Source organism: Pseudomonas sp. MF08875 (genome assembly GCF_059862525.1).
In genome coordinates this window covers 1-23,773 of sequence record NZ_JCBCUW010000036.1, presented here as the reverse complement: position 1 = coordinate 23,773, position 23,773 = coordinate 1, and the positions used below count along the sequence as shown (strand labels likewise).

At 61.3% G+C, this 23,773-nt stretch carries 27 protein-coding genes; 20 read left to right on the top strand and 7 right to left on the bottom strand.

What is annotated here, in order from left to right; all coding sequences use genetic code 11:
- Nucleotides 1-74: 74 nt before the first annotated feature.
- From AC19YT_RS19755 to AC19YT_RS19745, 3 genes are read right to left on the bottom strand one after another with little or no spacing between them, the layout of a single operon-like run.
- Nucleotides 75-3,071 (bottom strand): Tn3 family transposase, encoded by a 2,997-nt coding sequence (locus tag AC19YT_RS19755; protein WP_004574519.1) that lies wholly within the window; start codon nt 3,069-3,071, stop codon nt 75-77.
- A gap of 3 nt (nt 3,072-3,074) precedes the next feature.
- On the bottom strand, nt 3,075-3,485 hold the full coding sequence (locus AC19YT_RS19750; RefSeq protein ID WP_004574518.1) for a putative toxin-antitoxin system toxin component, PIN family: 411 nt from the start codon (nt 3,483-3,485) through the stop codon (nt 3,075-3,077).
- Nucleotides 3,485-3,724, bottom strand: coding sequence for a ribbon-helix-helix domain-containing protein (locus AC19YT_RS19745; protein ID WP_004574517.1), 240 nt, complete (start codon nt 3,722-3,724; stop codon nt 3,485-3,487). The genes AC19YT_RS19750 and AC19YT_RS19745 overlap by 1 nt, the downstream gene beginning before the upstream one ends.
- A 201-nt stretch (nt 3,725-3,925) precedes the next feature.
- Between AC19YT_RS19745 and AC19YT_RS19740 the strand changes: the two genes are divergently transcribed.
- The 12 genes from AC19YT_RS19740 (at nt 3,926) to AC19YT_RS19685 (ending at nt 11,947) form a co-directional block, all read left to right on the top strand.
- Entirely contained in the window at nt 3,926-4,852 is a 927-nt protein-coding gene (locus tag AC19YT_RS19740) for a recombinase family protein (RefSeq protein ID WP_004574516.1), read from the top strand.
- Nucleotides 4,853-5,022: 170 nt separating this feature from the next.
- On the top strand, nt 5,023-5,457 hold the full coding sequence (gene merR / locus AC19YT_RS19735; protein ID WP_000429838.1) for a mercury resistance transcriptional regulator MerR: 435 nt from the start codon (nt 5,023-5,025) through the stop codon (nt 5,455-5,457).
- Between the two features lie 219 nt (nt 5,458-5,676).
- The gene (locus AC19YT_RS19730; RefSeq protein ID WP_001247892.1) at nt 5,677-5,967 is read left to right on the top strand and encodes a nucleotidyltransferase family protein; all 291 of its coding nucleotides are present in this window, start codon (nt 5,677-5,679) and stop codon (nt 5,965-5,967) included.
- A complete protein-coding gene (locus AC19YT_RS19725) occupies nt 5,964-6,350 on the top strand; it encodes a HepT-like ribonuclease domain-containing protein (protein ID WP_003100872.1) in 387 nt (128 codons plus the stop codon). The genes AC19YT_RS19730 and AC19YT_RS19725 overlap by 4 nt, the downstream gene beginning before the upstream one ends.
- Before the next feature lie 236 nt (nt 6,351-6,586).
- Nucleotides 6,587-6,943 (top strand): cupin domain-containing protein, encoded by a 357-nt coding sequence (locus AC19YT_RS19720; protein WP_003465043.1) that lies wholly within the window; start codon nt 6,587-6,589, stop codon nt 6,941-6,943.
- A 254-nt stretch (nt 6,944-7,197) separates the two neighbouring features.
- Nucleotides 7,198-7,524 (top strand): hypothetical protein, encoded by a 327-nt coding sequence (locus AC19YT_RS19715; protein ID WP_003100858.1) that lies wholly within the window; start codon nt 7,198-7,200, stop codon nt 7,522-7,524.
- A complete protein-coding gene (locus AC19YT_RS19710; protein ID WP_003100856.1) occupies nt 7,521-8,021 on the top strand; it encodes a hypothetical protein in 501 nt (166 codons plus the stop codon). Before AC19YT_RS19715 ends, AC19YT_RS19710 begins: the two co-directional genes overlap by 4 nt.
- Nucleotides 8,018-8,389 carry a hypothetical protein gene (locus AC19YT_RS19705; RefSeq protein ID WP_003100853.1) on the top strand — a complete coding sequence of 124 codons (372 nt, stop codon included), beginning with the start codon at nt 8,018-8,020 and terminating at the stop codon, nt 8,387-8,389. Before AC19YT_RS19710 ends, AC19YT_RS19705 begins: the two co-directional genes overlap by 4 nt.
- Nucleotides 8,383-8,940, top strand: a complete 558-nt coding sequence (locus AC19YT_RS19700) for a recombinase family protein (protein ID WP_003100847.1) — start codon at nt 8,383-8,385, stop codon at nt 8,938-8,940. The genes AC19YT_RS19705 and AC19YT_RS19700 overlap by 7 nt, the downstream gene beginning before the upstream one ends.
- Nucleotides 8,941-8,973: 33 nt before the next feature.
- Complete coding sequence (locus tag AC19YT_RS19695; protein WP_016487053.1) at nt 8,974-10,143, top strand: ABC transporter substrate-binding protein; 1,170 nt, start codon at nt 8,974-8,976, stop codon at nt 10,141-10,143.
- A complete protein-coding gene (locus tag AC19YT_RS19690) occupies nt 10,140-11,198 on the top strand; it encodes a FecCD family ABC transporter permease (RefSeq protein ID WP_016487052.1) in 1,059 nt (352 codons plus the stop codon). The genes AC19YT_RS19695 and AC19YT_RS19690 overlap by 4 nt, the downstream gene beginning before the upstream one ends.
- Nucleotides 11,192-11,947, top strand: a complete 756-nt coding sequence (locus AC19YT_RS19685) for an ABC transporter ATP-binding protein (RefSeq protein WP_016487051.1) — start codon at nt 11,192-11,194, stop codon at nt 11,945-11,947. Before AC19YT_RS19690 ends, AC19YT_RS19685 begins: the two co-directional genes overlap by 7 nt.
- 4 nt (nt 11,948-11,951) lie before the next feature.
- On the opposite strand, the gene AC19YT_RS19680 is transcribed toward AC19YT_RS19685, so the two are convergent.
- The 3 genes from AC19YT_RS19680 to AC19YT_RS19670 are packed head-to-tail and all read right to left on the bottom strand — an operon-like array spanning nt 11,952 to nt 15,423.
- Nucleotides 11,952-13,274 (bottom strand): aspartate aminotransferase family protein, encoded by a 1,323-nt coding sequence (locus tag AC19YT_RS19680; RefSeq protein ID WP_016487050.1) that lies wholly within the window; start codon nt 13,272-13,274, stop codon nt 11,952-11,954.
- The gene (locus tag AC19YT_RS19675; protein ID WP_016487049.1) at nt 13,271-14,338 is read right to left on the bottom strand and encodes a phosphotransferase; all 1,068 of its coding nucleotides are present in this window, start codon (nt 14,336-14,338) and stop codon (nt 13,271-13,273) included. Before AC19YT_RS19675 ends, AC19YT_RS19680 begins: the two co-directional genes overlap by 4 nt.
- 53 nt (nt 14,339-14,391) lie before the next feature.
- The gene (locus tag AC19YT_RS19670) at nt 14,392-15,423 is read right to left on the bottom strand and encodes an ABC transporter substrate-binding protein (protein WP_016487048.1); all 1,032 of its coding nucleotides are present in this window, start codon (nt 15,421-15,423) and stop codon (nt 14,392-14,394) included.
- 228 nt (nt 15,424-15,651) lie between these two features.
- Between AC19YT_RS19670 and AC19YT_RS19665 the strand changes: the two genes are divergently transcribed.
- The 8 genes from AC19YT_RS19665 to AC19YT_RS19630 all read left to right on the top strand — a co-directional run bounded on the left by AC19YT_RS19665 (nt 15,652) and on the right by AC19YT_RS19630 (nt 22,259).
- The gene (locus tag AC19YT_RS19665; RefSeq protein WP_016487047.1) at nt 15,652-16,386 is read left to right on the top strand and encodes an SDR family NAD(P)-dependent oxidoreductase; all 735 of its coding nucleotides are present in this window, start codon (nt 15,652-15,654) and stop codon (nt 16,384-16,386) included.
- Nucleotides 16,387-16,455: 69 nt separating this feature from the next.
- Complete coding sequence (locus AC19YT_RS19660) at nt 16,456-17,133, top strand: GntR family transcriptional regulator (protein WP_060763649.1); 678 nt, start codon at nt 16,456-16,458, stop codon at nt 17,131-17,133.
- A gap of 81 nt (nt 17,134-17,214) precedes the next feature.
- Complete coding sequence (locus AC19YT_RS19655) at nt 17,215-17,805, top strand: TetR/AcrR family transcriptional regulator (protein WP_003465041.1); 591 nt, start codon at nt 17,215-17,217, stop codon at nt 17,803-17,805.
- A gap of 90 nt (nt 17,806-17,895) precedes the next feature.
- Entirely contained in the window at nt 17,896-18,597 is a 702-nt protein-coding gene (locus AC19YT_RS19650; RefSeq protein WP_003465039.1) for a cysteine hydrolase family protein, read from the top strand.
- A 54-nt stretch (nt 18,598-18,651) separates the two neighbouring features.
- The gene (locus AC19YT_RS19645; protein ID WP_003465037.1) at nt 18,652-18,876 is read left to right on the top strand and encodes a DUF2798 domain-containing protein; all 225 of its coding nucleotides are present in this window, start codon (nt 18,652-18,654) and stop codon (nt 18,874-18,876) included.
- 280 nt (nt 18,877-19,156) lie between these two features.
- Nucleotides 19,157-20,209 carry an ABC transporter substrate-binding protein gene (locus AC19YT_RS19640; RefSeq protein WP_003465034.1) on the top strand — a complete coding sequence of 351 codons (1,053 nt, stop codon included), beginning with the start codon at nt 19,157-19,159 and terminating at the stop codon, nt 20,207-20,209.
- A gap of 325 nt (nt 20,210-20,534) precedes the next feature.
- Nucleotides 20,535-21,464: an ABC transporter permease gene (locus AC19YT_RS19635; RefSeq protein WP_003465031.1), complete on the top strand. Its 930-nt coding sequence runs from the start codon at nt 20,535-20,537 to the stop codon at nt 21,462-21,464.
- Complete coding sequence (locus AC19YT_RS19630) at nt 21,465-22,259, top strand: ABC transporter permease (protein ID WP_003465028.1); 795 nt, start codon at nt 21,465-21,467, stop codon at nt 22,257-22,259.
- A 349-nt stretch (nt 22,260-22,608) separates the two neighbouring features.
- On the opposite strand, the gene AC19YT_RS19625 is transcribed toward AC19YT_RS19630, so the two are convergent.
- Nucleotides 22,609-23,640: a methyl-accepting chemotaxis protein gene (locus tag AC19YT_RS19625; RefSeq protein WP_081095687.1), complete on the bottom strand. Its 1,032-nt coding sequence runs from the start codon at nt 23,638-23,640 to the stop codon at nt 22,609-22,611.
- Between the last annotated feature and the right edge of the window lie 133 nt (nt 23,641-23,773).

Here is a 23,773-nt window from a genome sequence, read left to right as displayed (position 1 = left end):
CAGTCGCAATCCGTCTGAGCTGGAAGTGGCATCGAGTGCGGTGCCCGGCCGATTTCGAACCCAGGCCGTTACACCTACTGGTCGTCGTCCGGATTGCGCAGCGGCCGCAGTTCGCCGCGGGTAACCTCTTCCGGCACCGCGAAGGAGTAACGGCCCAGCATGTTGATGTGCTCGTGGATCAGTGGCGAGAGCCGCGCGACATCCTCCTCCAGCACCGGGTAGCCGTGCTGCCTGAGCCGTTCTACGGCCGCCGTCATGTAGAGGGTGTTCCACAGCACGATGATGTTCACCACCAGGCCGAGGGCGCCGAGCTGGTCCTCCTGGCCTTCGCGGTAGCGCTGGCGCAGCTCGCCGCGTTTGCCGTGGAACACGGCGCGGGCCAGGCTGTGGCGGCCTTCGCCCCGGTTCAGCTGGGTCAGGGTGGCGCGGCGCTTGGACTCGTCGTCGATGTAGGTCAGGGTGTGCAAGGTCTTCTCGATGCGACCGAACTCAGCCAGCGCCTGGGCCAGGCGGGTGGGACGATCCCCTGTTTGCAGGGTGCGCATGATGCCGGTGGCCGGCACTCGGCCGAGCTTGAGCGAGCCGGCCAGGCGTAGCAGGTCGTCCCAGTGCTCGGCGATCAGATCGAGCTTGACCGACTGCCGGGCCAGGCCGTTGAGTTTGCCGTAATCCGCCTCCGGGCGCGTGCGCCAGAAACGGGTACCGCCAACGTCGGCCAGGCGCGGGCTGAAGTGGTAGCCGAGCAGGCGGAACAGCCCAAACACCACATCGCTGTAGGCCCCGGTGTCGGTCATGATCTGCGTCGGCTGCAACTCGGTCTGCTGTTCCAGCACCACGGCCAGCAGCACCAGGCTGTCGCGCAGGGTGCCGGGCACGGTGATGGCGTTGAGGCCGGAGAACTGATCGGAAATCAAGTTGTACCAGGTGACGCCCCGGCCGGTGCCGAAATACTTCGGGTTGGGGCCAGCATGCACGGTGCGCACCGGTACCACGAAGCGCATGCCATCGGCGGAGGCGACCTCGCCGCCGCCCCAGACCTGGGCCAGCTCCAGTTGGCTCTGCGCCCCCACCAGAATGGCGTTTGCCACTGACAGCGTGTCGTCACGGATATAGTTCTGGCTGACCCAGGACAGCCGGTCGCGGCGTAGCGCCTGATTGTCGGTGCGGATCAGCGGCTCCAGGCCGGTGTTGCAGGCCCCACCCAGCAGCACCGCGCAGAGGCTGGTGACCAGGTTGTCGGCCCGCGCATTGCGCTCGGACACATGGGTGAAGGCCTCGGCGAAGCCGGTGCGAGCGGCGATTTCCAAGAGGATTTCCGGCAGATCGACACGCGGCATCAGATCAGCCACGGCTGCTCGCAGTTGCAGCAGCGAGTTCGGCTCCTCCAGCTTGTCCAGTGTGCCGAGCGAGAGCTCGGTCTTGCCCTCGGCGTTCTCGCTCAGCTGGATCGCGGGGTTGTCGGGTAGGCGGGCCGCGACCGCCTGCCAGGTCGCATCCAACTCGGCGCTCAGCGCATCCAAGGTGGTGCCGGCGTCAATGGTCAGGCCCAGCGAGCGGCAGATGATCGGCCGCGCCGCCAGCCATTCGGCACCGTCGAGCAGGCCGAGACGCGGGTCGGCATAGCGCCAACTGGGCGAGACGAACACGTCGCGCCGGCGCAGGGCCGTGCGCAGCGCATCGAGCGTGCAGAACACATAGGCGCCCATGTCGAGGGAGCCATCCTCGCGGGTAATGTGCTTCTGCCAAGCCTTGGCCACGATCTCCTGCGGCGCGTCATCCTCCGGTTTCCGGCGGGGCAGGTTCAGCTGCAACCAATCCAGGCCGGCGACCACGCCTTTGCCGGCCGGGCTGAAGCCGAAGCGGATGTGCTTGAGCAGGTCGGGCAGGAAACGGCGCACACTGCGGTAGCGCGCCTCCAGGGCGAGAAAATACACATCGTCAACCGGGCGGATCAGCGCATTGACATCTTCCAGGGCTTTCTCCAGCGAGGCCCTCGGCAGGTCGTTGAACAGCCGGGCGCGCACGTTGTCATCGCTGATTGAGCTGTCCAGCACGACCTTGCACGCGGCGGCGAGCGTCGCCGCCGAGCGATCCAGGTCTTTCAGGCTGCGCATGCGGGCTTTCTTGTCGGCCTTCTCCGCGTTGCTGAACAGGTCGCGTAACAGCGCTTCCAGGACCTCCAGGGCGTCGTCGTGCGCGGTGGCCTCCAGGCACAGGGCGAACGCCACCAGTGTCGCCATCCGCCGCGACGCCGGCAGCCGGTTGATCGCCGTGACCTTGGCGGTGTTGGCGAAGCGAGCCAGGGCCGCGATACGGCTGGGCGGGATGTGCGCCGCCGCTGGCAAGGCGATGCCGATGCCGCGCACGTCATCAAGCCGGCGCAGCGCCCGAATCAGTGCGGGGCCACTGACCATCACCGGGCCGGAGCGCAGTTGATCCAGCCGGGAACTGCGGTTGCCTTCGGCGACCAGCAGCAAGTCCTGTAGCTGCTGCCGTTGCGCCTCGCTCACACTGCGGCCAAGGGTTAGCCAGAGGCGTTCTTCGACCCGGCTGCGCAGTTGGGCGATGAACCGTTCCAGAACGGTGACGCCGGGCAGTAAAACCTTGTGCGTCAGCAACCAGGTCGTCGCCCGATTGAACAACTCGCCAGGACGATCTGTCCCTGTCCAACAGAGCGCATACAGCCAGCGGGCAAGTCGAAAGCCGACGCTGGAATCAGCAAACACCCGATAGCCGTAACGCTCCTGAATCTCGGCGGCATGACGTTGACGTTGGCGGGTTTCGGCATAGGCCAGGATACAAGTTGGATCGGTAATGCCTAACTGGCGACTGAGCGCTTGCAGCACCTCTTGGGGGACGGCTGAAAAGTCGTCGGGAAAAGTGCCCAGGTAGCGGATGCTGGTCAGTTGGGTGGCGTAGCCAAGGCGGTTGTGCTCGCCGCGCAGCGGTAGGAGGATTTTGTGGTCGTCGTCGCTCAGGTGGAAGTAGCGTTCCAGCTCCTCACGACTGGGGGCATCGACATAGCGGCCAAAACCGTCGCGTTGCTCCTGGGTCAGAAAACCGACCGGCATCGATCACAGCACCTCGGCGCAGAACACGGCGGGCGTGACAATCCGCGTGCGTTCGATGTGCCCGCGTTGCAGCAGGCCGGCGCGGCGATCACCGGTCACCAGGTAGTCCGCATCGCCTGCCAGGGCCATGGCCAGCAGAAACGAGTCATCCGGATCATCGGCTTCGACCTCGATGGTCAGACGCTCCAGTACCACAGCCCGTTGCAGGTTATTGATCATGGCTCCCACTTTGGCGGGCTGAAGGATGGCCTGGAGCTTGGGGTAGCGGCTGGCTCGGCGGATTTCATCGAGCTGCATCCGCGAGGTCACTACCTCGAAACGCGCCGCCCGCCAGGCACGGTAGATCGCATCGGGCGCGCCATGCGGCGAGATCAGTGCGCTGAACAGGATGTTGGTATCCAACACGACCCGCATCAGCGCTTACGTGCCCAGTCGAGCGCTTCGTCAACCGCTTCGGTCAGCTCTGCCTCGCTCAGATGGGCATTAGCGGCCTTGGCCTGTTCGGCCGTCAGTTCCAGGATGTGGGCCCGCACCGCCTCTTCAATGAAGCGCGACAGGTCGCCTTTCCGGCCACCGCCCTGGCTGGCCAGAAACATCCGAAGCGACTGGTCGGTGTCGGCCGAGACGGCGACATTCCAGCGAATCGTATTCATGGCGTTCCCCGCTAGTAGGTGTTTGTGTGTTTATACGCCAATCACAAAGGGCTATGCAATGGTTCAAAAAAACCTTCGTTTTGCCGAACTTTAAGTGGACAGGAATCGGCTGGTTAACCTACCTGCGCTACGGTTCAAATAACTGGTACGCTTAATCAAAGTTCAACTATTACTAACGTAGTCGAGTAAACGGTACTTTTGATGAAGATCGGTTATGCGCGGGTGAGCACTCGGGATCAGAACGCCGACCTCCAGGTCGATGCCCTGAAACAGGCCGGGTGCGAACGCATCTATCAAGACATCGCCAGCGGCGCGAAAAGCGCCCGGCCGGAGTTGGACAAGTTGCTAGCCCATGTTCGAGCGGGCGACACCGTGGTGATCTGGAAGCTGGATCGCCTCGGGCGCTCCCTCAAACACCTGGTCGAGCTGGTCGGCGAGCTGGCAGAGCGCAAGGTCGGCTTGCAGAGCCTGAATGACCCAATCGACACCACCCACGCCCAAGGTCGCTTGGTGTTCAACCTGTTTGCCTCGCTGGCCGAGTTCGAGCGCGAGCTGATCCGCGAGCGGACTCAGGCGGGTTTGTCGGCCGCGCGGGCGCGGGGCCGGATCGGTGGCCGTCCCAAGGGCCTCCCAGCCAAGGCCGAGGCCACCTCCATGGCGGCCGAGACGCTGTACCGCGAGGGCCGCCTGAGCGTCAGCGCCATCGGCGAGAAGTTACACATCTCCAAGAGCACGCTGTACAGCTACCTGCGCCATCGTGGTGTTGAGATCGGCGCACACCAGAAGAGCGCCCAGCCGCGAGGTCAGCAACGCAATGTCGCGTCGCCGGCAGAGCCCGCCGCCGAGCAGGTGGCCACCGTCACGCTGCGCCTGGCGGTGGTGAACAACAGCAAGTTCGTTCGCGGCCGGAAACGGGCCAAGGAAAATATCGAGCGCTACTGCTTGGAGCCCTACAGTATGAAACGGCTGGAGTCGGGCAACTACGAACTGGCCATTCCGTATCGGAGCGACGATGAGCTGGACAAGACCGTGCATGACTTGCTGACCGAGATCAGCCAGGAAGCCGACATGCGCAACTGCTTTATCGAAGCCGATGCCTGGGAAGAAGGCTCTGAACGGCGCTGGTAGGGCTTAAGTGCACTTTCTGTTCCATTGCTCCCCAAACCCCAGGATGGCGGCCAGCCCGCCAGTGAAGAGCGCGCCGCGCCCGTTTTGAGGTTCAGACATACGTTTGTCCTTTCGAATCTGAATTGGATAGCTTAAGCTTACTTCCGTAGTTATGTACGGAGTCAAGCGATATGGAAAACAATTTGGAGAACCTGACCATTGGCGTTTTCGCCAGGACGGCCGGGGTCAATGTGGAGACCATCCGGTTCTATCAGCGCAAGGGCTTGCTCCCGGAACCGGACAAGCCTTACGGCAGCATTCGCCGCTATGGCGAGACGGATGTAACGCGGGTGCGCTTCGTGAAATCAGCCCAGCGGTTGGGCTTCAGCCTGGATGAGATCGCCGAGCTGCTGCGGCTGGAGGATGGCACCCATTGCGAGGAAGCCAGCAGCCTGGCCGAGCACAAGCTCAAGGACGTGCGCGAGAGGATGGCTGACCTGGCGCGCATGGAGGCCGTGCTGTCTGATTTGGTGTGCGCCTGCCATGCGCGGAAGGGGAACGTTTCCTGCCCGCTGATTGCGTCACTGCAAGGGAAGAAAGAACCGCGCAGTGCGGACGCGGTGTAGCCCGAGGGAACTACGCCTTAGCGTGCTTTATTTTCCGTTTTCTGAGGCGACTCCAACGTCAGAAAAGACCGTGCGGTCGACTTTTGATATTTCGTGCTGTCGCCTTCTGAAAGTGACAGCGGCACGGGAATCAAGGCATTGCGATTCTCGAAAATAGTTCTTGAAATTCTATTCTTGATTGCATATCATCTCAACGAGTTTCGATAAGAAAGGATGCCCATGCGACCGTCTGTTGTGCTTGACATGAAGCGAAGCGCAGTGCGTGAAGCGGTAGGCCGCTTTCGCGCCGCGAACCCGCGCGTCTTCGGCTCGGTGCTGCATGGCACCGACCGGGATGGCAGCGACCTCGACCTGTTGGTCGATGCGCTGCCCGGTGCCACGTTGTTGGACTTGGGCGATTTGGAAGAAGAACTGAAATCGCTGCTCGGCGTTGACGTCGATCTGCTGACTCCCGGCGACCTGCCGCCGAAGTTCCGGGCCAAGGTGCTCGCGGAGGCGCAACCGATATGAGCGAGAACCGCCTGCCCGATTACCTCGACCACATTCAGCAGGCCGCAACCGATGCGCGCAGCTTCGTGGAAGGGATGGCCAAGGACGACTTCTTGGCCGACAAGCGCACCCAGCAGGCCGTCATCATGAGCCTGATCGTCATCGGCGAGGCGGCCACAAAGGTGATGGATGGCTACGTCGAGTTCACCCAGGCGCATGCCGACGTGCCGTGGCGCAGCATGCGCAATATGCGTAATCGCATGGCTCACGGCTATTTCGACATCAACCTCGATGTGGTGTGGGAGACGGTACAGGAATGGCTGCCGGCGTTGCTCCAGCAATTGCCCGCCGTGCGTCAGGATGCCGACGATGAAGACCGTAACGACAAAGGCATGGAGCCATGACCAATCAAGCCGCCGATGTTCGGCCCCTCTGGCGTGTTCGATCCCGCGACCTATGAGCCGCGCTCGGGCAAGACCTTCTGGATGGCCGCAACGGACGTGAGTTCGCTGGTGGGCAAGGAGGCAGCAGCCGACACGCTCATCGGCAACTGCACGACCGCACGACCAGCCTCCCGTTCAAATTCGAGTTAGAACTCATATCCAGCCTGTCTGGGGGCACTGTGAAAGAGGGATCTCCGATGACTGTTGAATCGAGAATATTTTCTGTAGCCGAGTATGTTCAGCCGTCCGAAGGCGAGCCTATTCGTTCCGTTGTGCTTGAAACCCGAGACTCAATTATCGTGGTTTGGCATGTCCATCCCGGGCAGGAAATTGCGGCTCACATTCATCCTCACGGCCAAGACACGTGGACTGTTTTGTCGGGAATGGCTGATTACTTTCAGGGCAATGGGATTGTTCGTGCCCTCAGGGAAGGTGAGATAGCCGTGGCAAGACCGGGCCAAGTGCACGGGGCGCGAAATACAGGTACCGAGCCATTTGTGTTCGTCTCGGTTGTGGCATCAGCCAATGCCGGTTTCGTATTGGCTGAGCGATAGAGCCCAATCTCTGGAGTTGGTCCAATGAGCGGTCGGGGAGATAGGTAACAGACATGCAGCGGACACGGCTGCTAAACCAGGTCGCAAACCTCCTTGCGTCGCAGCGTGCCGCAAGCGACGCGATCAATCGAATGGGGTCGGCATGAGACTGAACACCATCCAGTTCCCGACCGCGTAGCCGCCTGTCCTGCCGATCAGGTCTTGACCATCGACGCCTGGGATCAGTCCTGAATGTTCTTGGAGACCACTACGTTATGAGCCGCAGCCGCCGCAAAACACCCATCGTCGGGCACACGACCTGCGGCAGCGAGCGCGAGGACAAGAAGCTCTGGCATCAGCGCTGGCGCACCCGTGAGCGCACGGCGCTGACCAGCGCGTCGCCCGAAGCCCTGAGCGCCCATCTGCCCCTGCTGGAAAACCAGGCCAGCAGCGTCTGGTCGATGGGCAAGGATGGCCGCTCCTACTGGCCCGTCAAGCGCCAGGCCGCCACGGCGGATCGCATCGCCAATCACAAGGGACGCAACCCGCAAGAACGCGCCTCCCTGAAAAAGCGCCTGCTGCGCAAGTGGATGAGCAAATGAAGCTCTCCTTCCATCAGCACATTGCGCTGTTCTGGATGATCGGTGCTCCGGGCGTCTTCGCGCCCGTGATCGAGAACGCCAAGCGGCCCGATGCCGGCGCCGTCATGGCGTGGGGTGTCGCGATCGTGGCGGTGATGATCCTCTTCACCCCTTTGCTGCTGCGCTGTCCACCATTCCGGCGCTGGTATGGCCGGACGGATGCGCTGTCGGAGCGGCAGCGCCAGGCGCTTGCCGAGCGCGGCCTGCGCCGCTACTACCAGACCGCTTTCGATGACGGCTACGTGCCCCGCGTGATGCCCTACGTGTGGCGCATCATCTGGACGGTCGGCGGGTTGATGGCTGTGACCGCCGTACTGCCTACCAACACCGGACGGCCAGCCTTCGATGCCTTGGTGGTCTTCTCGACCTGGTATCCGATAGGCGTGATGCTGCTGGTTTTCGCGTCGAGGCCCCTTGGCCGGTTGATTCGCCAAAGAGCACAGGAGCGGCGGAAATGAGCACGTCAACCATCGAGGCGCTGGCCAGCGCCTGGGCAAGGATTGCCGAGGAAGCGGAATTCCCCGCTGACTACGAGGGGACTGCCACACCACAAGCGCATCGGGCTAGCGAAGCTATTCAGGAGCAGATTCGGGAGCGCATCGTCGCCACCAACGACATGCGGCTGTTCAGCCTGCTGCACCTGCTGGGTCAGGCGTCGCTGCGCATGGAGCAAGCGCTGTGGCCGGAGGATTACGAGCGGATGACGCGCGAGGTTGAGGAAGCCCTGCGGCAAGCCACCGACGCCAACGCCAGATCGTACACCCACGAAGAAGTGATGCAGGCGATGCAGGAACGCATCGACCGGGCGCGAGACAAGCCATGTTGATTGGCTATGCGCGCGTCTCGACGCAGGATCAGAACCTGGAGCTGCAACGCGAAGCCTTGAGCAAGGCCGGATGTAAAAAGGTCTTCGAGGACAAGGTGAGTGGCACGCGGGCAGACCGGCCTGGCTTGGCCAAGACGCTCGAAATGCTGCGCGAAGGCGATACTTTGGTCGTCTGGAAGCTCGACCGGCTGGGCCGGTCGGTCAAGCAACTGGTCGATCTGGTCGGCGATCTGCACAAGCACGGTGTCCAGTTCAGGAGCCTCACCGACTCCATCGACACCGGCACACCATCCGGGCGGTTCTTCTTCCACGTCATGGCGAGCCTTGCCGAAATGGAGCGCGAGCTGACCGTCGAGCGCACCCGCGCCGGGCTGGAAGTCGCCAAGCAGCTCGGCCGCAAAGGCGGCCGCAAGCCGAAGATGACCGACAGCAAGATCGAGTCGGCCAAGAAGCTGCTGGCCAGCGGGGTGCCGCCCAAGGACGTGGCCAAGAACCTCGGCGTGTCCATTCCGACGCTGTACCGCTGGGTGCCAGCCTCCACGCACGCTTAGCGTGCTTTATTTTCCGTTTTCTGAGACGACCCCATGCTCACCATTGTTCGACGCAGCCACGCCCTGGCCGCGCTGCTGTTTGCTGGATTGCTGGGGGTTTCACTGGCGTCATTGGCCAACGAAGCGGTTGACACACGCAGCACCGTGACCGATTTGCTCGGGCGCAAGGTCAAGGTAAACCTGCCAGTCAAACGGGTGATTCTCGGCGAAGGCCGCCAGTTGTACCTGGTGGCGGCGCTGGACACGCAAAACCCCATCGAGCGTATCGTCGGCTGGCGCAAGGACCTCATCCAGTCCGATCCCGACACCTACAACGCCTACCTGCGCAAGTTTCCGGGCATTGCCGACATCCCCACCTTCGGCGGGTTTGAAGACGGCACCTTCGACATCGAGCAAGCGATCTCGCAGCGCCCCGATGTGATTGTCCTCAATATCGAGGCCCAGCACGCGACCGAAGATGCGCGCTACATCGAGAAGCTCGACGCCCTGGGCATTCCCGTGGTGTACGTCGACTTTCGCAACTACCCGATGCAGAACACCGAGCCGACCATGCGCCTGTTCGGCCAATTGTTCGGCAAGGAGCAACGCGCCGAAGCGTTCATCGCGTTCCGCAACCAGCAGATTCGCCGGGTCACCGACGTGATTGCCGCGCACCAACCTGCGCGCCCCAAGGTGTTCATCGAGCGCATCGGCGGCTACACCGACGATTGCTGCCTGAGCTTTGGCAACGAGAACTTTGGCCGCTTCGTCGAAATGGCCGGCGGCGACAACATCGCCAGGGACATCATCCCCACGACCTTCGGCCAGTTGAACGCCGAGCAGGTGATCGTCGCCAACCCTGACCAGATTGTCGTGACCAGCGCCAACTGGGAAGCCTTCGCCCCGGGCGGGCATTGGGTGGGTGTGGGTCCGGGCGCGGACATGGCCGAGGCCCGACGCAAACTGGCCTGGTACACCGGTCGCCCGGCCTATGCCGGAATCAAGGCGCAGGACAGCCAGGCCTTCCACGCCATCTGGCACCAGTTCTACAACAGCCCCTATCAGTTCGTGGCCATCCAGCAACTGGCCAAATGGTTTCATCCGACGCTGTTTGCAGACCTCGATCCGCAAGCCGCGTTTCGCGAGTTGCATGAGCGCTTCCTGCCGGTGCCCTACGAGCCTGGCTATTTCGTCAGCCTGGGCGAACCCGAGATCAAGCCATGAATGCGATCAACGATACGATGGTCCAGCGCGACACCTACCGCCGCCTGGTGGTGCGCAAACGCCTGATCCTCGGCGCCCTGACGCTGCTGTTGTTGGGCAGTGTGTTGCTTGACCTGGCCCTGGGCCCGGCCAGCTACAGCCTGGGCGAAGTGCTCGGTGCGCTGCTTTCACCGGACAGCGCCGCGCCGCAGGTGCGGGTGGTGATGTGGGATATTCGCCTGCCCGTGGCACTGATGGCGGTCGCCGTGGGCGCGGCGTTATCGCTGGCCGGGGCGCAGATGCAGACCATCCTCAACAACCCGTTGGCCAGCCCGTTCACCCTGGGCATTTCCGCGGCAGCCAGTTTCGGCGCCGCCATGGGGCTGGCGTTCGGTGTGGCGCTGTTTCCGCTGGCAGCGCAGTACATGGTGCCGGCCAACGCGTTCATCATGGCCATGCTCTGCGCCCTGCTGATCCACTTCTTGAGCCTGCGCCGTGGCGTCACCGCCGAAACCATCGTGCTGCTCGGCATTGCCCTGGTGTTCACGTTCAACGCGTTGCTCGCACTCGTGCAGTTTTTTGCCACCGAGCAAGCCGTGGCCGCCGTCGTGTTCTGGACCATGGGCAGCCTGACCAAGGCGACCTGGCCCAAGCTGGGCGTGATCTGTGTGGTGATCCTGATCACCCTGCCGATTTTCGCCAGGCGCACCTGGGCGCTCACCGCCCTGCGGCTGGGGGATGACAAGGCGGCCAGCTTCGGTATCAACGTGCGCAGCCTGCGTTTCCAGACGCTGATCATGGTCAGCCTGCTCGCTGCGTTTCCCGTGGCCTTCGTCGGCACCATCGGCTTTATCGGGCTGGTCGGCCCGCACATCGCGCGGATGCTGATTGGCGAAGACCAACGTTTCTTCCTGCCGGCCTCGTTGCTCACCGGCGCACTGATCCTGTCGGCGAGTTCGGTGGTCAGCAAAACCCTGATCCCCGGCGCGATTTTCCCCATCGGCGTGGTCACGTCCCTGATCGGCGTACCGTTCTTTATCTCTCTGATTCTCGGCGCAAAGAAAAACTCATGGTAACGATCCAGCTGCAAGACCTCGGCGCCAGCTATGGCCAGCGCACGATCATCAGCGGTGTGACCACCACCGAGTTTGTCGGCGGCCAGGTGGTCGCCGTGGTCGGGCCCAATGCCGCAGGTAAATCGACCCTGTTCAAACGCATGGCAGGGCTGATCGACGGGCCCGGCGAGGTAAAGCTGCAAGGCGCGGAAAAAGGCATGAAAGGCATCAGCTACATGCCCCAGGGCCTCAACGCCAGCGCCCGTTTGACCGTGTACGAATCGGTGCTGCTGGCGCGCAAGCAACTGACACCGGGTTGGGTGGTCCACGATGACGAACTGAAACTGGTCGATGAGATCCTCGACGCCCTGGGCATTACGCCGCTGTCATTCCGCAACCTGGGTGAACTCAGCGGCGGCCAGCAACAACTGGTCTCAATCGCCCAGACGCTGGTGCGCGAACCGCAGATCCTGCTGATGGACGAGCCCACCAGCGCCCTCGACATGCACCGCCAGGTCCAGGTGCTGAACTTCATGCGCGACCTGGCGCGAAAGCGCGAAGTCATCGTGTTCATCGCCATCCATGACCTGAACCAGGCCTTGCGCTTCGCCGATCAGGTGCTGGTCATCGCCGATGGCACCGCTCAGGGCAGCGGCCCGAGCCATGAAGTGATCAACGAGCAGATGCTGCGCGCGGTGTACAAGGTCGAGGCGCGCATCGAACGCTGCAGCCGTGGGCAGCACCATATCCTGATCGACGATATCGTCTGAACCGCTACGGCTGCAGCCCTTCCAGCGCCGTGCCGACCGCTTCCAGTAGCAAGTGCGCATGCTCCTGTTCGAAGGCCAGCAGCGGGCGAATCTTCAGCACGTTTTCCAGCGGCCCGGCAGCACTGATCAATACGCCCTGCTCGCGCATCGCGTTGACCACCTGACGGGTCTGCGTGGCGGCAGGCGCTTTTGTGGCGCGATCGGTCACCAGCTCGACCCCCAGGAACATCCCGGCACCGCGCACATCGCCGATGATCGGGTAACGCTCGGCCAGCTCCCGCAACCCCGTCAACAGACATTCACCCAGGGTGTGCGAGCGCTGCTGCAACTGTTCGTCACGGATGACGTCCAGCACGGCCTGCCCCGCTGCGCAGGACACCGGGTTGCCGCCAAAGGTGTTGAAGTAGCGCATGTTCTGGCCAAAGTGATCGACCACTTGCGCTCGACCGACCAGGCCGGCGATGGGGTGGCCGTTGCCCATCGGCTTGCCCAGGGTCAGGAGGTCGGGGCGCACGTCGTGCCGCTGGAAACCCCACATGTTCAGGCCAGTGCGGGCGAAGCCGGACTGGACTTCATCGGCGATGTACAACAGGCCTTCGGCCTGGGCCAATGCGATCCCTTCGGCGATGCAGCCGGTTGGGCCCGCAAAGACGCCATCGCTGGCGAAAATGCCGTCGAGCAGGATCGCCGCCGGACGAATGCCGTGTTTGCGCAGGTCATCGATGGCCGCACGGACGTCAGCCACGAAGGTCGAGGCCACTTGATCCGCACCCAGCCGATAAGCATCGGGGGCGCGAACGGTGCGCACGTGGGGTGGCAGAACCATGCTCGGGCCGAGCGACGGAGAAAGCTCGGCGATATCACCCGTGACGCCATGATACGCGAAGCGGGTGATGATCACGCCGGTGCCGCCGGTAAACTGTTTGGCGATGCGCAACGCCAGATCGTTGGCCTCGCTGCCGGTGCACGTAAACATGACCCGCTCGAGGTACTCGGGAAAGGTGCCCAGCAGTTGCTCGGCGTAATCGAGCATGCCCTCCTGCAAGTAGCGAGTGTGGGTGTTGAGTTGCCCGGCCTGCCGGCTGATCGCCTCGACCACCCGGGGATGACAATGCCCCACCGACGCCACGTTATTGTAGGCATCCAGATACCGCCGGCCTTGTTCGTCGTACAGCCACACGCCCTCGCCGCGCACCGTGTGCAAGGGGTGTTCGTAGAACAGTCGATAGGCCGGGCCGAGCAACCGTGCCCGGCGTTCGACAAGGCGTTTTTCCTTGTCTGACAGGCGATCGGCATCTTCAGAAGTGAAACCGTTGATCATGCTCATGCGCCAACCTCCTGGGTGCAAGCGGCAAGGATTCTGTCGTGGATCTCGGCGGGTGCCATTGCGGACAATCCCGCCAGGGCATCCTGGGCGCGGTATGAGTTGCGCAGGATGTACTCGCGATTGTCCGGGTGCAGGTCGGCCCGCCAATAATTGATGCACAACGACAACGCCAGGCGTGTGGAGATCAGCACCGGCAGCAGTTGCAATTCTTCGCCGGTGAGGGGATTGACCTGGTGATAGGCGCGGATCATGTCCAGCGCCGGGGCCAGGACGTCGCCCGCCACCCCCAATTGGTACGATGCCGCGACCGCGACCTCGTTGACCAACGGCGCGTGGACCATGTCGCCAAAATCCAGGATGTTGCGCAACACATCGGGCTGATCCGGATCGACGATGATGTTGTGCGGGTTCATGTCGTTATGGATCACCTGGTGGCGCAGCGTGGCGCACTTGCCCAGTACCTGGGATTCGAAGCGGTCCAGGCTGTGTTCGATCCGGTCGCGACGAACGCCCGGCTCGATGTGTTTCAGCCGGGGCCTGAGGCGCTGGGCGTGTTGCATGTCCCACAGCAGGACGTGCCCGGCAGCGGGATGGCTGAAGCCGTCCAGGGCCAGGTCGAACCGGGCGAGCGCTTGGCCCAGGTTCTGCCTGAAATTCACCGATGTGTGGGCGACGCGGTGCAGCGGCAAGCCGTCAACGAAGGACAGGAGACGGACCAACATGCGCTGGCCTTCGATTTCGACCGGCTCCACGAATCGCCCGCCGAGTGATGCAAAGACACGCTGCACCGGCAACGCCGGATCGTTACGCTCGATCTGGAGCATGGCCTGGTTATGGAAGTCCACGACCTGCGGGTTTTCCAATGGATGCGACAACTTGAACAGACGCGACGTACCGTCCGCGAGCATGACCCGGAAATTGAGGTCGCGCTCGCCGCCCAGTTGCTCGAGTTTTCCGCTGATCGCGTAGTGCTGCGCAAGGACCCCAAGGACCTGCCCGTCACTGACACGGGCAGGGGCCGCCTCCAGCAGACAGGGTTGCGCCGATACTTTCTCAAGCGGCATTGTTCATGACTCCTCGCTTCGGTGATGTGGCCTGCTCGCGCAGGCCCCTTGCATTACTTGTTGGCCCAAGCGATGAAACGCTCTTCCAGGTCTTCGCCGTGGTCGATCCAGAACTCGGCATCCGTGGCCCGGGCGTTCTTCAGGTTATCCGGTGAAGTCGGCAGTTTGCTGCCCACCGCCTCATCGACCAGTGCCACGGTTTTGGTGTTGCTTGGCCCATAAGGAATGGCCTCGACAAAGTGCTTCTGCTGAACCGGTGCACTGGCAAACGCGATGAAGTTTTCCGCCAGGGCCTTCTTCGGCGAGCCTTTGACGATGGCCCAGTGATCCAGGTCGTACAGGCTGCCATTCCACTGCATTTCAAACGATTGTCCCTCCGCCTGCGCCGAGGTGACACGCCCGTTATAGGCCGAAGTCATCACCACGTCGCCTGCCGCCAGCCATTGCAACGGCTGCGCGCCGGATTCCCACCACTGGATGTCGGGCTTGATCTGATCCAGTTTGCGGAAGGCCCGCTGCACGCCCTCCTCGGTGCCGAGCAAGGTGTAGACATCTTCCTTGGCCACGCCATCGGCCAACAGGGCGAACTCCAGGGTGAACTTGGCGCCACGGCGCAGGCCGCGCTTGCCGGGGTATTTCTTCACGTCCCAGAAATCCGCCCAGCCCTGTGGCGCGCTGGCGAGTTTTTTCGGGTCGTATGTCAGAACGGTAGACCAGATGAAGATACCCACCCCGCAATCGCTGACGGCGGCCGGGATGAAATCTTCTTTCTTGCCGATGCGCGACCAGTCCAATGGCTCGAACAGGCCTTCGCTACAACCGCGCAACAGCTCGGGGGATTCGACCTCGACCACGTCCCAGCTGGTTTTCCCGGTGTCGGCCATGACCCGGATCTTGGCCATTTCGCCGTTGTAGTCATCGGCCGTGATCGCCACTTTCTTTTCCGAGGTGAAGGGTTTGTAGAAGGCTTTTTCCTGGGCCTGGCGGTTGTTGCCGCCGAAGGACACCACGGTCAGTTTTTCAGCGGCGCTCAAAGGGCCGGCAAGCATTCCAAGCATCAGTACAGTTGCGATTTTGCTGTTCATGCGTCTCTCCGAATTCGCTACGTGCGTGAGCGGCAGCTAAGGGATGGCAGGTGGTTTTTTTGTTTTTGGCAGCAATATTTCGGTCAGCGCCGGGTGTCTTGCACCTGGTGGCCGGCGCACGGCGATGATTCCGAGGCGCAGCTCATTAGTAACATATTTAGAATATGATGCATCATAATTTTTACTGGTATAGTCTCACCACTCCACCCCTTCCTCAGGAGCGCCTGCATGACCGAGCAACGAACCCTCCTCCTCACCGGTGCGAGCCGTGGCATCGGCCATGCCACGGTGAAGCACTTCAACGCTGCGGGCTGGCGCGTGTTTACGGCCTCGCGACAGAACTGGACCGAAGGCTGCCCCTGGGCTGAAGGCGAGTTGAACCACATCCACCTGGACCTGGAAGACATCGACGAAGTGCGCCGCAGCCTGCCATTGATCCGGGAGAAACTCGGCGGACGCCTCGATGCCCTGGTGAACAACGCCGGCATTTCACCCAAAGGCGAAGCCGGCGCACGATTGGGCGTGCTGGAATCCGATTACGCCACCTGGCTCAGCGTGTTCAACGTCAACCTGTTTTCCACGGCGTTACTGGCCCAAGGGCTGTTCGATGAGCTCAAGGCGGCGCAAGGCTCGGTGATCAACGTCACCTCGATTGCAGGTTCCAGGGTGCACCCGTTTGCCGGGGTCGCCTACGCCTGCTCGAAAGCTGCACTGGCCGCACTGACGCGGGAAATGGCCCATGATTTCGGGCCACACGGTGTGCGGGTCAATGCGATTGCACCGGGTGAGATCGAGACGTCGATCCTGTCTGCCGGGACCGAACTGATCGTCGATCAGCAGATCCCCATGCACCGCTTGGGCAAGCCGGAAGAAGTCGCATCCCTGGTGCATTTCCTCTGCACCCGAGGCGCGTCGTACATCAACGGTTCGGAGATTCATGTCAACGGTGGTCAGCACGTCTGAAATAATCTGGAAATCCCGGCCGGAAACTTCCATCATTCGGGCCGGGCATCCGCCGCAGATGAGCGATCAATGAGCAACCCCTACCCTATTCAAACCCTCAATCACTCTTACCTGGGCAGTGGCATCTACGAGTTGCTGCGCGAGGCACTGATCACCGGGCGTTTCCAGCCCGATGACCGCCTGCGCATCCGCGACCTGGCCGAACAACTGGGCACCAGCGTCACACCGGTGCGCGACGCGATCCTGCAACTGGCCAAGGAACAGGCGCTGATCCTCAAGACCCCGCGTGACATCCGCGTACCCATCCTCACCGCCGCGCAATACGGCGAGATCCGCAGCATCCGCCTGGCGCTTGAAGGCCTGGCTGCGGAGACGGCCGCCGCGCTGGTGACCGACAGCGAACTCGCAGACCTGCAAGCCTGCATCGAAAACAACATCGCCGCGATCAACGCCCAGGACTTGCAAGCCGCTCTCAAGTGCAATCAGCAATTTCACTACGCGCTGACCACCATCGCGCGCATGCCGGTGCTGGCGGGTTTGCTCGATAGCCTGTGGATGCGCACCGGCCCACTGATCGCCCGTGCCTATGGCAACTTCAACGAGCGCATGGCCATCGACCATCACTGGGAAGTGCTCGACGCACTCAAGCGCCGCGATGGCGCGGCGGCACGGGCGGCCATCTGCCGTGACATTCTCGATGGCAACGAGAAGATGCGCGAGTACATCGAGATGGCGCAGGCGGACTGATTGGCAGTCAATTCGACTGTTGACGAAACATAGATGACCAGTTAGTTTATTAAAACTTTCTCATCACTGGATGTCTCTGTCATGGCTCGCCCGGTCAACCTCGAAGTCAGATCCCGTTTGCTGTCGATTGGCCGCCAGGTGGTTCACAACCGTGGCTTCAACGGCTGCGGCGTCCAGGACATCACCGCCGCTGCCGAGATTCCCAAGGGCTCTTTCTACAACTACTTCGCCAGCAAGGAAGACTTCGCGGCAGAGATCCTCGAGGAATACTGGACCTCGATCGAAACCCGCCACGGGCCGATCTTCTACGACGCCCGGGTCAAGCCGCTGGAGCGCATCGGCCAGTTCTTCCAGGCCCTGGTGCTCGAGCACGGCGAGCATGAATACAGCCTGGGTTGCCTGATTGGCAACCTGTCCCTGGAAATGTCCAATGGCAGCGAACAAACCCGCAAGCGTCTGGCCGATGTGCTGGCGCGCTGGGAAGGTTTGCTCGCGAGCTGCCTGCGTGAAGCGCAGCAGCGCCGCGAACTCTCTGAAACTCACGACGCCGAAGCGCTGGCCAGTGTCATCGTCGAAGGCTGGGAAGGTGCGGTCATGCGCGGCAAGGTCCTGCGCGACGGTGCACCTCTGCAGCGTTTCGTATCGATGGTCTTGCCTCGGCTATTGGAGTGAGTTTTTTTTCCTCATTAATAAGACGACTGGTCATTTATATAAAGCAACATTCACGTCTCATCCACGCAAGCACCCAAGAGGTAAATCGTCATGAGCCATCTGTACGCCGACCCCGCCGAACCCGCACTGCCTGCCACTGGTTTCAAGCTCGACCTGAGCAAAGCCGCCCTGGTGGTCATCGACCCACAGAACGACTTCCTCAGCCCTGCCGGCGCCAGTTGGGCGGTGTTCGGTGAGAGCATCGTCGAGAACAACACCGTCGAAAACCTGGAAAAACTGTTCAAGGCCTTCAAGGCTCACGACCTGCCCGTGGCCGTGTCGCCACACTATTACTACCCGCACGACCACGACTGGCATTTTGGCGGTCCGCTGGAAAAGGTCATGCACAGCATCTGCATGTTCGATCGCAAGGGACCGAACACCCTGGAAAACTTCGAAGGCTCCGGCGCCGATTTCCTCGAGATCTACAAGCCGTACATTCTCGACGGCGAGACCATCATCGCCTCGCCGCACAAGGTCTACGGCCCGGAAACCAACGACCTGGCGCTGCAATTGCGCAAGAAAGGCGTGTCGCAGATCATCCTCGCCGGCATGGCGGCCAACCTTTGCGTGGAATCACACCTGCGCGAACTGCTCGAACAGGGCTTTGAAATAGTCGTGGTACGCGACGCCACCGCCGGCCCGCGCCTGCCGGATGGCGACGGCTACCTGGCGGCCATCATCAATTACCGCTTCCTCGCCCACGGGCTGTGGACCACCGAAGAGACTATCGCGCAACTGCAACCGGCTTGATCGTGCCCGAGCGGCCGGGCATCGCGCCCCCCCGCTCTTTCTCGAGAACCCCCGATGAAAATCCCCGCCCGTTATGAGCATTTCGTTTTCGGCGTCGTTCAATCCGGCCTGACCTGCGCGGTCGCGGCCGCCATCGCCACCACACCCCATGCGCTCGACCTGGCCTTTGCCGGCCGCTGGTTGAACGCGTGGGCGCTGTCGTGGGTATCGATGTTGCCGGTGGTGGTGCTGGCGGCGCCGATGATTCGGCGCGTGGTGAGGCGGATGACGGTGGGCTGAATGACTTGGCTATGACTCACCCAACACACCGCCATCGCGAGCATGCTCGCTCCTACCGGGGGCTTCGGGGCTGCTCGCGACAGGCGCGCAAGCCCGCACCCGACGCACGAAATACTGTGCCCGTTCGCATTTTCGCAATAAACCACTTTTCATCCGCGCATTTGTAGCCGCTTCGTTCACGGACAAGCCGGTACATTAGACCTCCATGGTCCCGCAGAGCGACCGACAACAAAACCTACAGCTCGCCCAAGAAAATCTGCCAACCATTCGGAGTCTTTCCATGAGCACATTGCGCACTACAGCTTTCCAACTCGCGAGTCTGGCCCTGTTCATCGGTAGCGCCACCCAGGCCATGGCCGAGGACATCACGTTCGTATCCCAGGGCGGTGCTTATCAGGAAGCCCAGAGCAAGGCGATCCTGGAGCCTGCGGCGAAAAAGCTCGGTCTGACGCTCAAACAGGACAGCTCGCCCAAGGCCTACCCGATCATCAAGACCCAGGTCGAGAGCGGCAAGGTCACCTGGGACGTGGTGGACCTGCCCACTGGCGACTGCATCCGTGGCGAAGCCGAAGGGCTGTTCGAGAAGCTCGACCTTGCGCTGATTCCCAATGCCGCGCAAATACCCGACAGCCTCAAGGACGAATACAGCGTCGGCTACATCAGCTACTCCACGGTGCTGGCGTATCGCACGGACGCGTTCAAAGGCGCGGACGTACCCAAGACCTGGGCCGACTTCTGGGACACCAAAAAATACCCGGGCCAGCGCTCCCTACGTAACCTGCCACGTCCAACCCTGGAAATCGCGCTGCTGGCCGATGGCGTGCCGATGGACAAGCTCTATCCGCTGGACGTCGATCGCGCCTTCCGCAAGCTTGAGCAGATCAAGCCCGACATCGCCACCTGGTGGACGTCCGGCGGGCAGTCGGCGCAGCTGATCAGCGACGGCGAAGTGGACATGATCCAGGCCTGGAACGGCCGTATCACCGCCGTACAGGCCGCCGGCGCACCCGTGGCATTCGACTACAACCAGGGTGTGCTGGAAACCAACTCGTTGTGCGTCCTCAAAGGCTCGCCGCACAAGGTGGCCGCCATGAAATTCGTCAACGAGGCCATCGATGCCAAACTGCAAGCGGCGTTGCCGATGATCATCGACTACGGCCCGCTCAACCCCGAAGCCTTCAAGACCGGGGTAATCCCGGCCGAGCGCGAGGCCAAGCTGCCTTCCGCACCCGGCAACATCTCGCGCCAGGCCCTGCTCTCGGCGCAATGGTGGGCCTCCGAAGCCGGGGTCAAGGCCGAAGAACGCTGGTTGTCCTTCGTCCAGAAAAAATAGCCATCGGCCGTTGCTGCGCCGCAGGCCAGAGGCCTCGGCGCAGGACATGCCGTCTGCCCCCGCGATTTCGACATAAAGCGCTTGCGCACCGGTCAATTGCGTCCACTTCATTCGTTGGCATCCCGGTACATTAGGCCTGAGGGTCCCGCAGAGTGACCTGTGCAGACAACTCGCGCTCGCCTCAAGTACCTGCCCACCATTGGGAGTTCTTCACATGACATTACCCGAGCACCGCACCCTGCTGTCCGCCAGGACGACTGCCACCGCCAGCGCTACCCGTCAGTGCTGGATACCCTCCAGCACTGCGCAGTGACGAGAGGTCATCATGTCCAACGCCTATCTCGCCAAATCCATGCCCGACTCCAGCGACCAGCAGCACCAGCCGCCCATGACCAGCGAAGACGCCCTGGCCCGTGAAGAACGCAAGGAGCACACCTCCATGCTGTTGCTGCTCACCCCGGCGCTGGTCATGGTCGTGGTGCTGTTGATCATGCCGCTGTGCTGGCTGGCCTTTCAGTCGGTCCAGACCGAGGAAGGGTTTTCCCTGGCCAACTACATCCGGATTTTCCAGGAAAGCATTTACTGGGACACCTTCGCCCTGACCTTCAAGATCAGTTTCCTGGTGACGATCCTGTCGATCGTCATGGGCTTCCCCATTGCCTACGCCGCTTCGCGCCTGCAGGGTTTCTGGGCCAACCTGATTCTGATCTGCGTGATCCTGCCGTTCTGGACCAGCGTGCTGGTGCGGGCCTATGCCTGGCTGGTGCTCCTGCAACGCCGCGGACTGGTCAATCAGACGCTGATGGACCTTGGCATCATCGACCAACCCCTGACGCTGATGCACAACACCACTGGCACGGTAATCGGCACCCTGCACGTCATGCTGCCCTTTATGGTCCTGCCGCTGTATTCGGTGATGAAAAAAATCCCCCAGGACCTCATGCAAGCGTCCGAGAGCCTTGGCGCCAAACCCTTCTACACCTTCCGCCGGGTCTTCCTGCCGATGGCAGCGCCGGGGGTCATGGCCGGTTCCATCCTGGTGTTCGTCATCTGCCTAGGCTTCTTCATCACCCCGGAACTGCTCGGCGGTGGCCGCACGATCCTGGTGTCGATGCTGGTGCAACGCAACGTCGAGCTCTATCACGCCTGGGGCGCAGCCAGCGCAGTCGGCCTGGTGCTGCTGTTTGTGGTGTTCCTGATCTTCTGGGGCATCAATCGCTTCATCCCCATCGAACGCATCCTGGGAGCGCGCTAAATGAACCTGCTTGCCAACCTGCGTCACCTTCGCCTGTCCCACGTGCTGTTCACGGTGCTGGTCGCGGCGATCCTGCTGTACCTGATCATCCCGGTGCTGATCGTGGTACCCATGTCGTTCTCCGAGGCGCGCTTCCTGCAATTCCCTCCCAAGCAATGGTCCTTCCACTGGTACGAGGCGTTCTTCAACAGCGTGGAGTGGATGTCGGCGGCGCGGGTCAGTCTGATCACGGCATTTTTCACCATGGCCATCAGCCTGCCGATTGGTATGGCGGCCGCCTACGCCATCAACAACTCCAGCCTGAAGGTGGTGCGTACGCTGCAGATCATCCTGCTGCTGCCGATGATGGTGCCCATCATCCTGATCGCCGCCGGCGTGTTCTTCGTTTACGCCCGGGTCGGCCTGATCAGCACGCTGACCGGCCTGGTGCTGGCGCACATCATGCTCGCCTTGCCCTACGTGATCATCGCGCTGCTGGCCGGTCTGCGTAACTTCGACATGTCCCAGGAAATGGTGGCGCGCAGCCTGGGCATGAACCGCTTTCGCGCCTTCATGGCCGTGACCCTGCCGCAGATCAAGCCCAGTGTGGTCTCGGCGACACTGTTCGCCTTCATCACCTCGCTGGATGAAACTGTGGTGGCGCTGTTCATCTCCGGCGGCGACAACCAGACTCTGACCAAGCGCATGTTCACGGCGCTGCGCGACGAGATCGATCCGACCATTGCCGCTATCAGTTCGATCCTGATCCTGGCGTCGCTGATCCTGGTGGTGATTGCCGGTCGCAACAAACAATAAGCAACAACGCACTCCCCCTCTGCAAACACACTTGCCCGCCATTGCGGGCAAGTGTGTTTTTGCGTCCTGACCACGCACGCCCATGCCGACGTGCAGCCCAGCACAGCCTGCCGTCACACGGCTTAATTCAGCATCTATCACCCGTGTCCAGGCCCATCTCGGGGGAACCGCAGAATTCGGAAAAAATCGTACGCTAAGCTAACGGTGTTCTCGTGACAGCTCTTTGACTAGGCTTTCTAAGGCCATTCTGATAGCCCTGACTTCCTGAAAAGCCATGGCTAAAATTTGTGCGGCTAAAAGGGATAACCGATGGTAAAGTAAGTTATCCCTGTCGAGATACTGAAAAGCGTTATCCTCGTTTTTCCCAAAACTGTTTTGCCAGTTCGCTCAGAGCGCTAGTTAACTGAGCGACAGATTTCGCACTTTGCAAATTATTCTGCCCGGTCTGTACATTGGTATCAGCAGCATCGCGTATATTGATAATACTGCGGTTTATGTCTTCACTTACTGCTCCCTGCTGCTCGACCGCAGTCGCTATTTGCGCGTTCATGTCGGTAATTTCGTTAACGCGTTGGCCAATTCCATCAAGAGCTGTAGCTGCTTCCTCTGCGTGAGCTACACTCGTGTGCGCTTGCCGACTACTTTGCTCCATGACTGTAACAGCGGATTGCGCTCGCTCTTGTAGAGCGCTGATCATGCTTTGAATATCCGTTGTCGATTGCTGTGTGCGAGCAGCAAGACTGCGAACCTCATCGGCGACAACAGCAAAACCACGCCCCTGCTCACCAGCACGCGCGGCCTCAATTGCTGCGTTGAGTGCCAACAAATTCGTTTGCTCGGCGATCCCTCGTATAACGTCAAGAACTTTTGATATCTCGTTACTTTTACCTTCAAGCTCATGAATAACCTGAGCGGCTTGCCTAATTTCACCTTCAAGGGCAGTGATTGACTGGCTTGTGTGGGCTACCAGACGCTGGCCAGATGCCGTCTCAGTGTCTGCTCTTCCGGCCGCATCTGCAGCATGCTGTGCATTGCTCGCAACCTCTTGAATGCTTGCCGCCATTTGGTTTACTGCCGTTGCTATTTGATCTGTCTCTGCCTGCTGCTCAACTGTAAGTACATTGCTTGACTCAATATCCTTTAGTAGGCCTCGGGTGTGTTCGCTAAGCCGATTTGATGCATCACCTATGCGACCTACTATGGCGCCTGTTTCAGCTTGCATCATTCGTAAAGCAAACTCTATTTGGCCAAACTCATCGGTGCGCCCAGTGTAGAGGGATTGACTTAATGGGTTATTGGAAATATTCCTGGCTCTTTCAACCAGTCTTCCAAGAGGAGAGAGAATAGCCAAAACACTAACAGAGCTTAAGCTTCCTGACATTAAAGTGGGCGGTTACAGGAGCTGAGTGCAACACGGTTATTGAATTGAAGCTGGAGCATCATGCCGCATAGCCATAGCTTCCTGCATCACCTCGTCCATAACCTCGATCGGACACTTGAAGTCGAAGCGCTTA

Coding starts and splice junctions, on each gene's coding strand:
- AC19YT_RS19755 (WP_004574519.1), bottom strand. CDS start 3,071: ATGCCGGTCGGTTTTCTGACCCAGGAGCAACGCGACGGTTTTGGCCGC.
- AC19YT_RS19750 (WP_004574518.1), bottom strand. CDS start 3,485: ATGCGGGTCGTGTTGGATACCAACATCCTGTTCAGCGCACTGATCTCG.
- AC19YT_RS19745 (WP_004574517.1), bottom strand. CDS start 3,724: ATGAATACGATTCGCTGGAATGTCGCCGTCTCGGCCGACACCGACCAG.
- AC19YT_RS19740 (WP_004574516.1), top strand. CDS start 3,926: ATGAAGATCGGTTATGCGCGGGTGAGCACTCGGGATCAGAACGCCGAC.
- merR (WP_000429838.1), top strand. CDS start 5,023: ATGGAAAACAATTTGGAGAACCTGACCATTGGCGTTTTCGCCAGGACG.
- AC19YT_RS19730 (WP_001247892.1), top strand. CDS start 5,677: ATGCGACCGTCTGTTGTGCTTGACATGAAGCGAAGCGCAGTGCGTGAA.
- AC19YT_RS19725 (WP_003100872.1), top strand. CDS start 5,964: ATGAGCGAGAACCGCCTGCCCGATTACCTCGACCACATTCAGCAGGCC.
- AC19YT_RS19720 (WP_003465043.1), top strand. CDS start 6,587: ATGACTGTTGAATCGAGAATATTTTCTGTAGCCGAGTATGTTCAGCCG.
- AC19YT_RS19715 (WP_003100858.1), top strand. CDS start 7,198: ATGAGCCGCAGCCGCCGCAAAACACCCATCGTCGGGCACACGACCTGC.
- AC19YT_RS19710 (WP_003100856.1), top strand. CDS start 7,521: ATGAAGCTCTCCTTCCATCAGCACATTGCGCTGTTCTGGATGATCGGT.
- AC19YT_RS19705 (WP_003100853.1), top strand. CDS start 8,018: ATGAGCACGTCAACCATCGAGGCGCTGGCCAGCGCCTGGGCAAGGATT.
- AC19YT_RS19700 (WP_003100847.1), top strand. CDS start 8,383: ATGTTGATTGGCTATGCGCGCGTCTCGACGCAGGATCAGAACCTGGAG.
- AC19YT_RS19695 (WP_016487053.1), top strand. CDS start 8,974: ATGCTCACCATTGTTCGACGCAGCCACGCCCTGGCCGCGCTGCTGTTT.
- AC19YT_RS19690 (WP_016487052.1), top strand. CDS start 10,140: ATGAATGCGATCAACGATACGATGGTCCAGCGCGACACCTACCGCCGC.
- AC19YT_RS19685 (WP_016487051.1), top strand. CDS start 11,192: ATGGTAACGATCCAGCTGCAAGACCTCGGCGCCAGCTATGGCCAGCGC.
- AC19YT_RS19680 (WP_016487050.1), bottom strand. CDS start 13,274: ATGAGCATGATCAACGGTTTCACTTCTGAAGATGCCGATCGCCTGTCA.
- AC19YT_RS19675 (WP_016487049.1), bottom strand. CDS start 14,338: ATGCCGCTTGAGAAAGTATCGGCGCAACCCTGTCTGCTGGAGGCGGCC.
- AC19YT_RS19670 (WP_016487048.1), bottom strand. CDS start 15,423: ATGAACAGCAAAATCGCAACTGTACTGATGCTTGGAATGCTTGCCGGC.
- AC19YT_RS19665 (WP_016487047.1), top strand. CDS start 15,652: ATGACCGAGCAACGAACCCTCCTCCTCACCGGTGCGAGCCGTGGCATC.
- AC19YT_RS19660 (WP_060763649.1), top strand. CDS start 16,456: ATGAGCAACCCCTACCCTATTCAAACCCTCAATCACTCTTACCTGGGC.
- AC19YT_RS19655 (WP_003465041.1), top strand. CDS start 17,215: ATGGCTCGCCCGGTCAACCTCGAAGTCAGATCCCGTTTGCTGTCGATT.
- AC19YT_RS19650 (WP_003465039.1), top strand. CDS start 17,896: ATGAGCCATCTGTACGCCGACCCCGCCGAACCCGCACTGCCTGCCACT.
- AC19YT_RS19645 (WP_003465037.1), top strand. CDS start 18,652: ATGAAAATCCCCGCCCGTTATGAGCATTTCGTTTTCGGCGTCGTTCAA.
- AC19YT_RS19640 (WP_003465034.1), top strand. CDS start 19,157: ATGAGCACATTGCGCACTACAGCTTTCCAACTCGCGAGTCTGGCCCTG.
- AC19YT_RS19635 (WP_003465031.1), top strand. CDS start 20,535: ATGTCCAACGCCTATCTCGCCAAATCCATGCCCGACTCCAGCGACCAG.
- AC19YT_RS19630 (WP_003465028.1), top strand. CDS start 21,465: ATGAACCTGCTTGCCAACCTGCGTCACCTTCGCCTGTCCCACGTGCTG.
- AC19YT_RS19625 (WP_081095687.1), bottom strand. CDS start 23,640: ATGTCAGGAAGCTTAAGCTCTGTTAGTGTTTTGGCTATTCTCTCTCCT.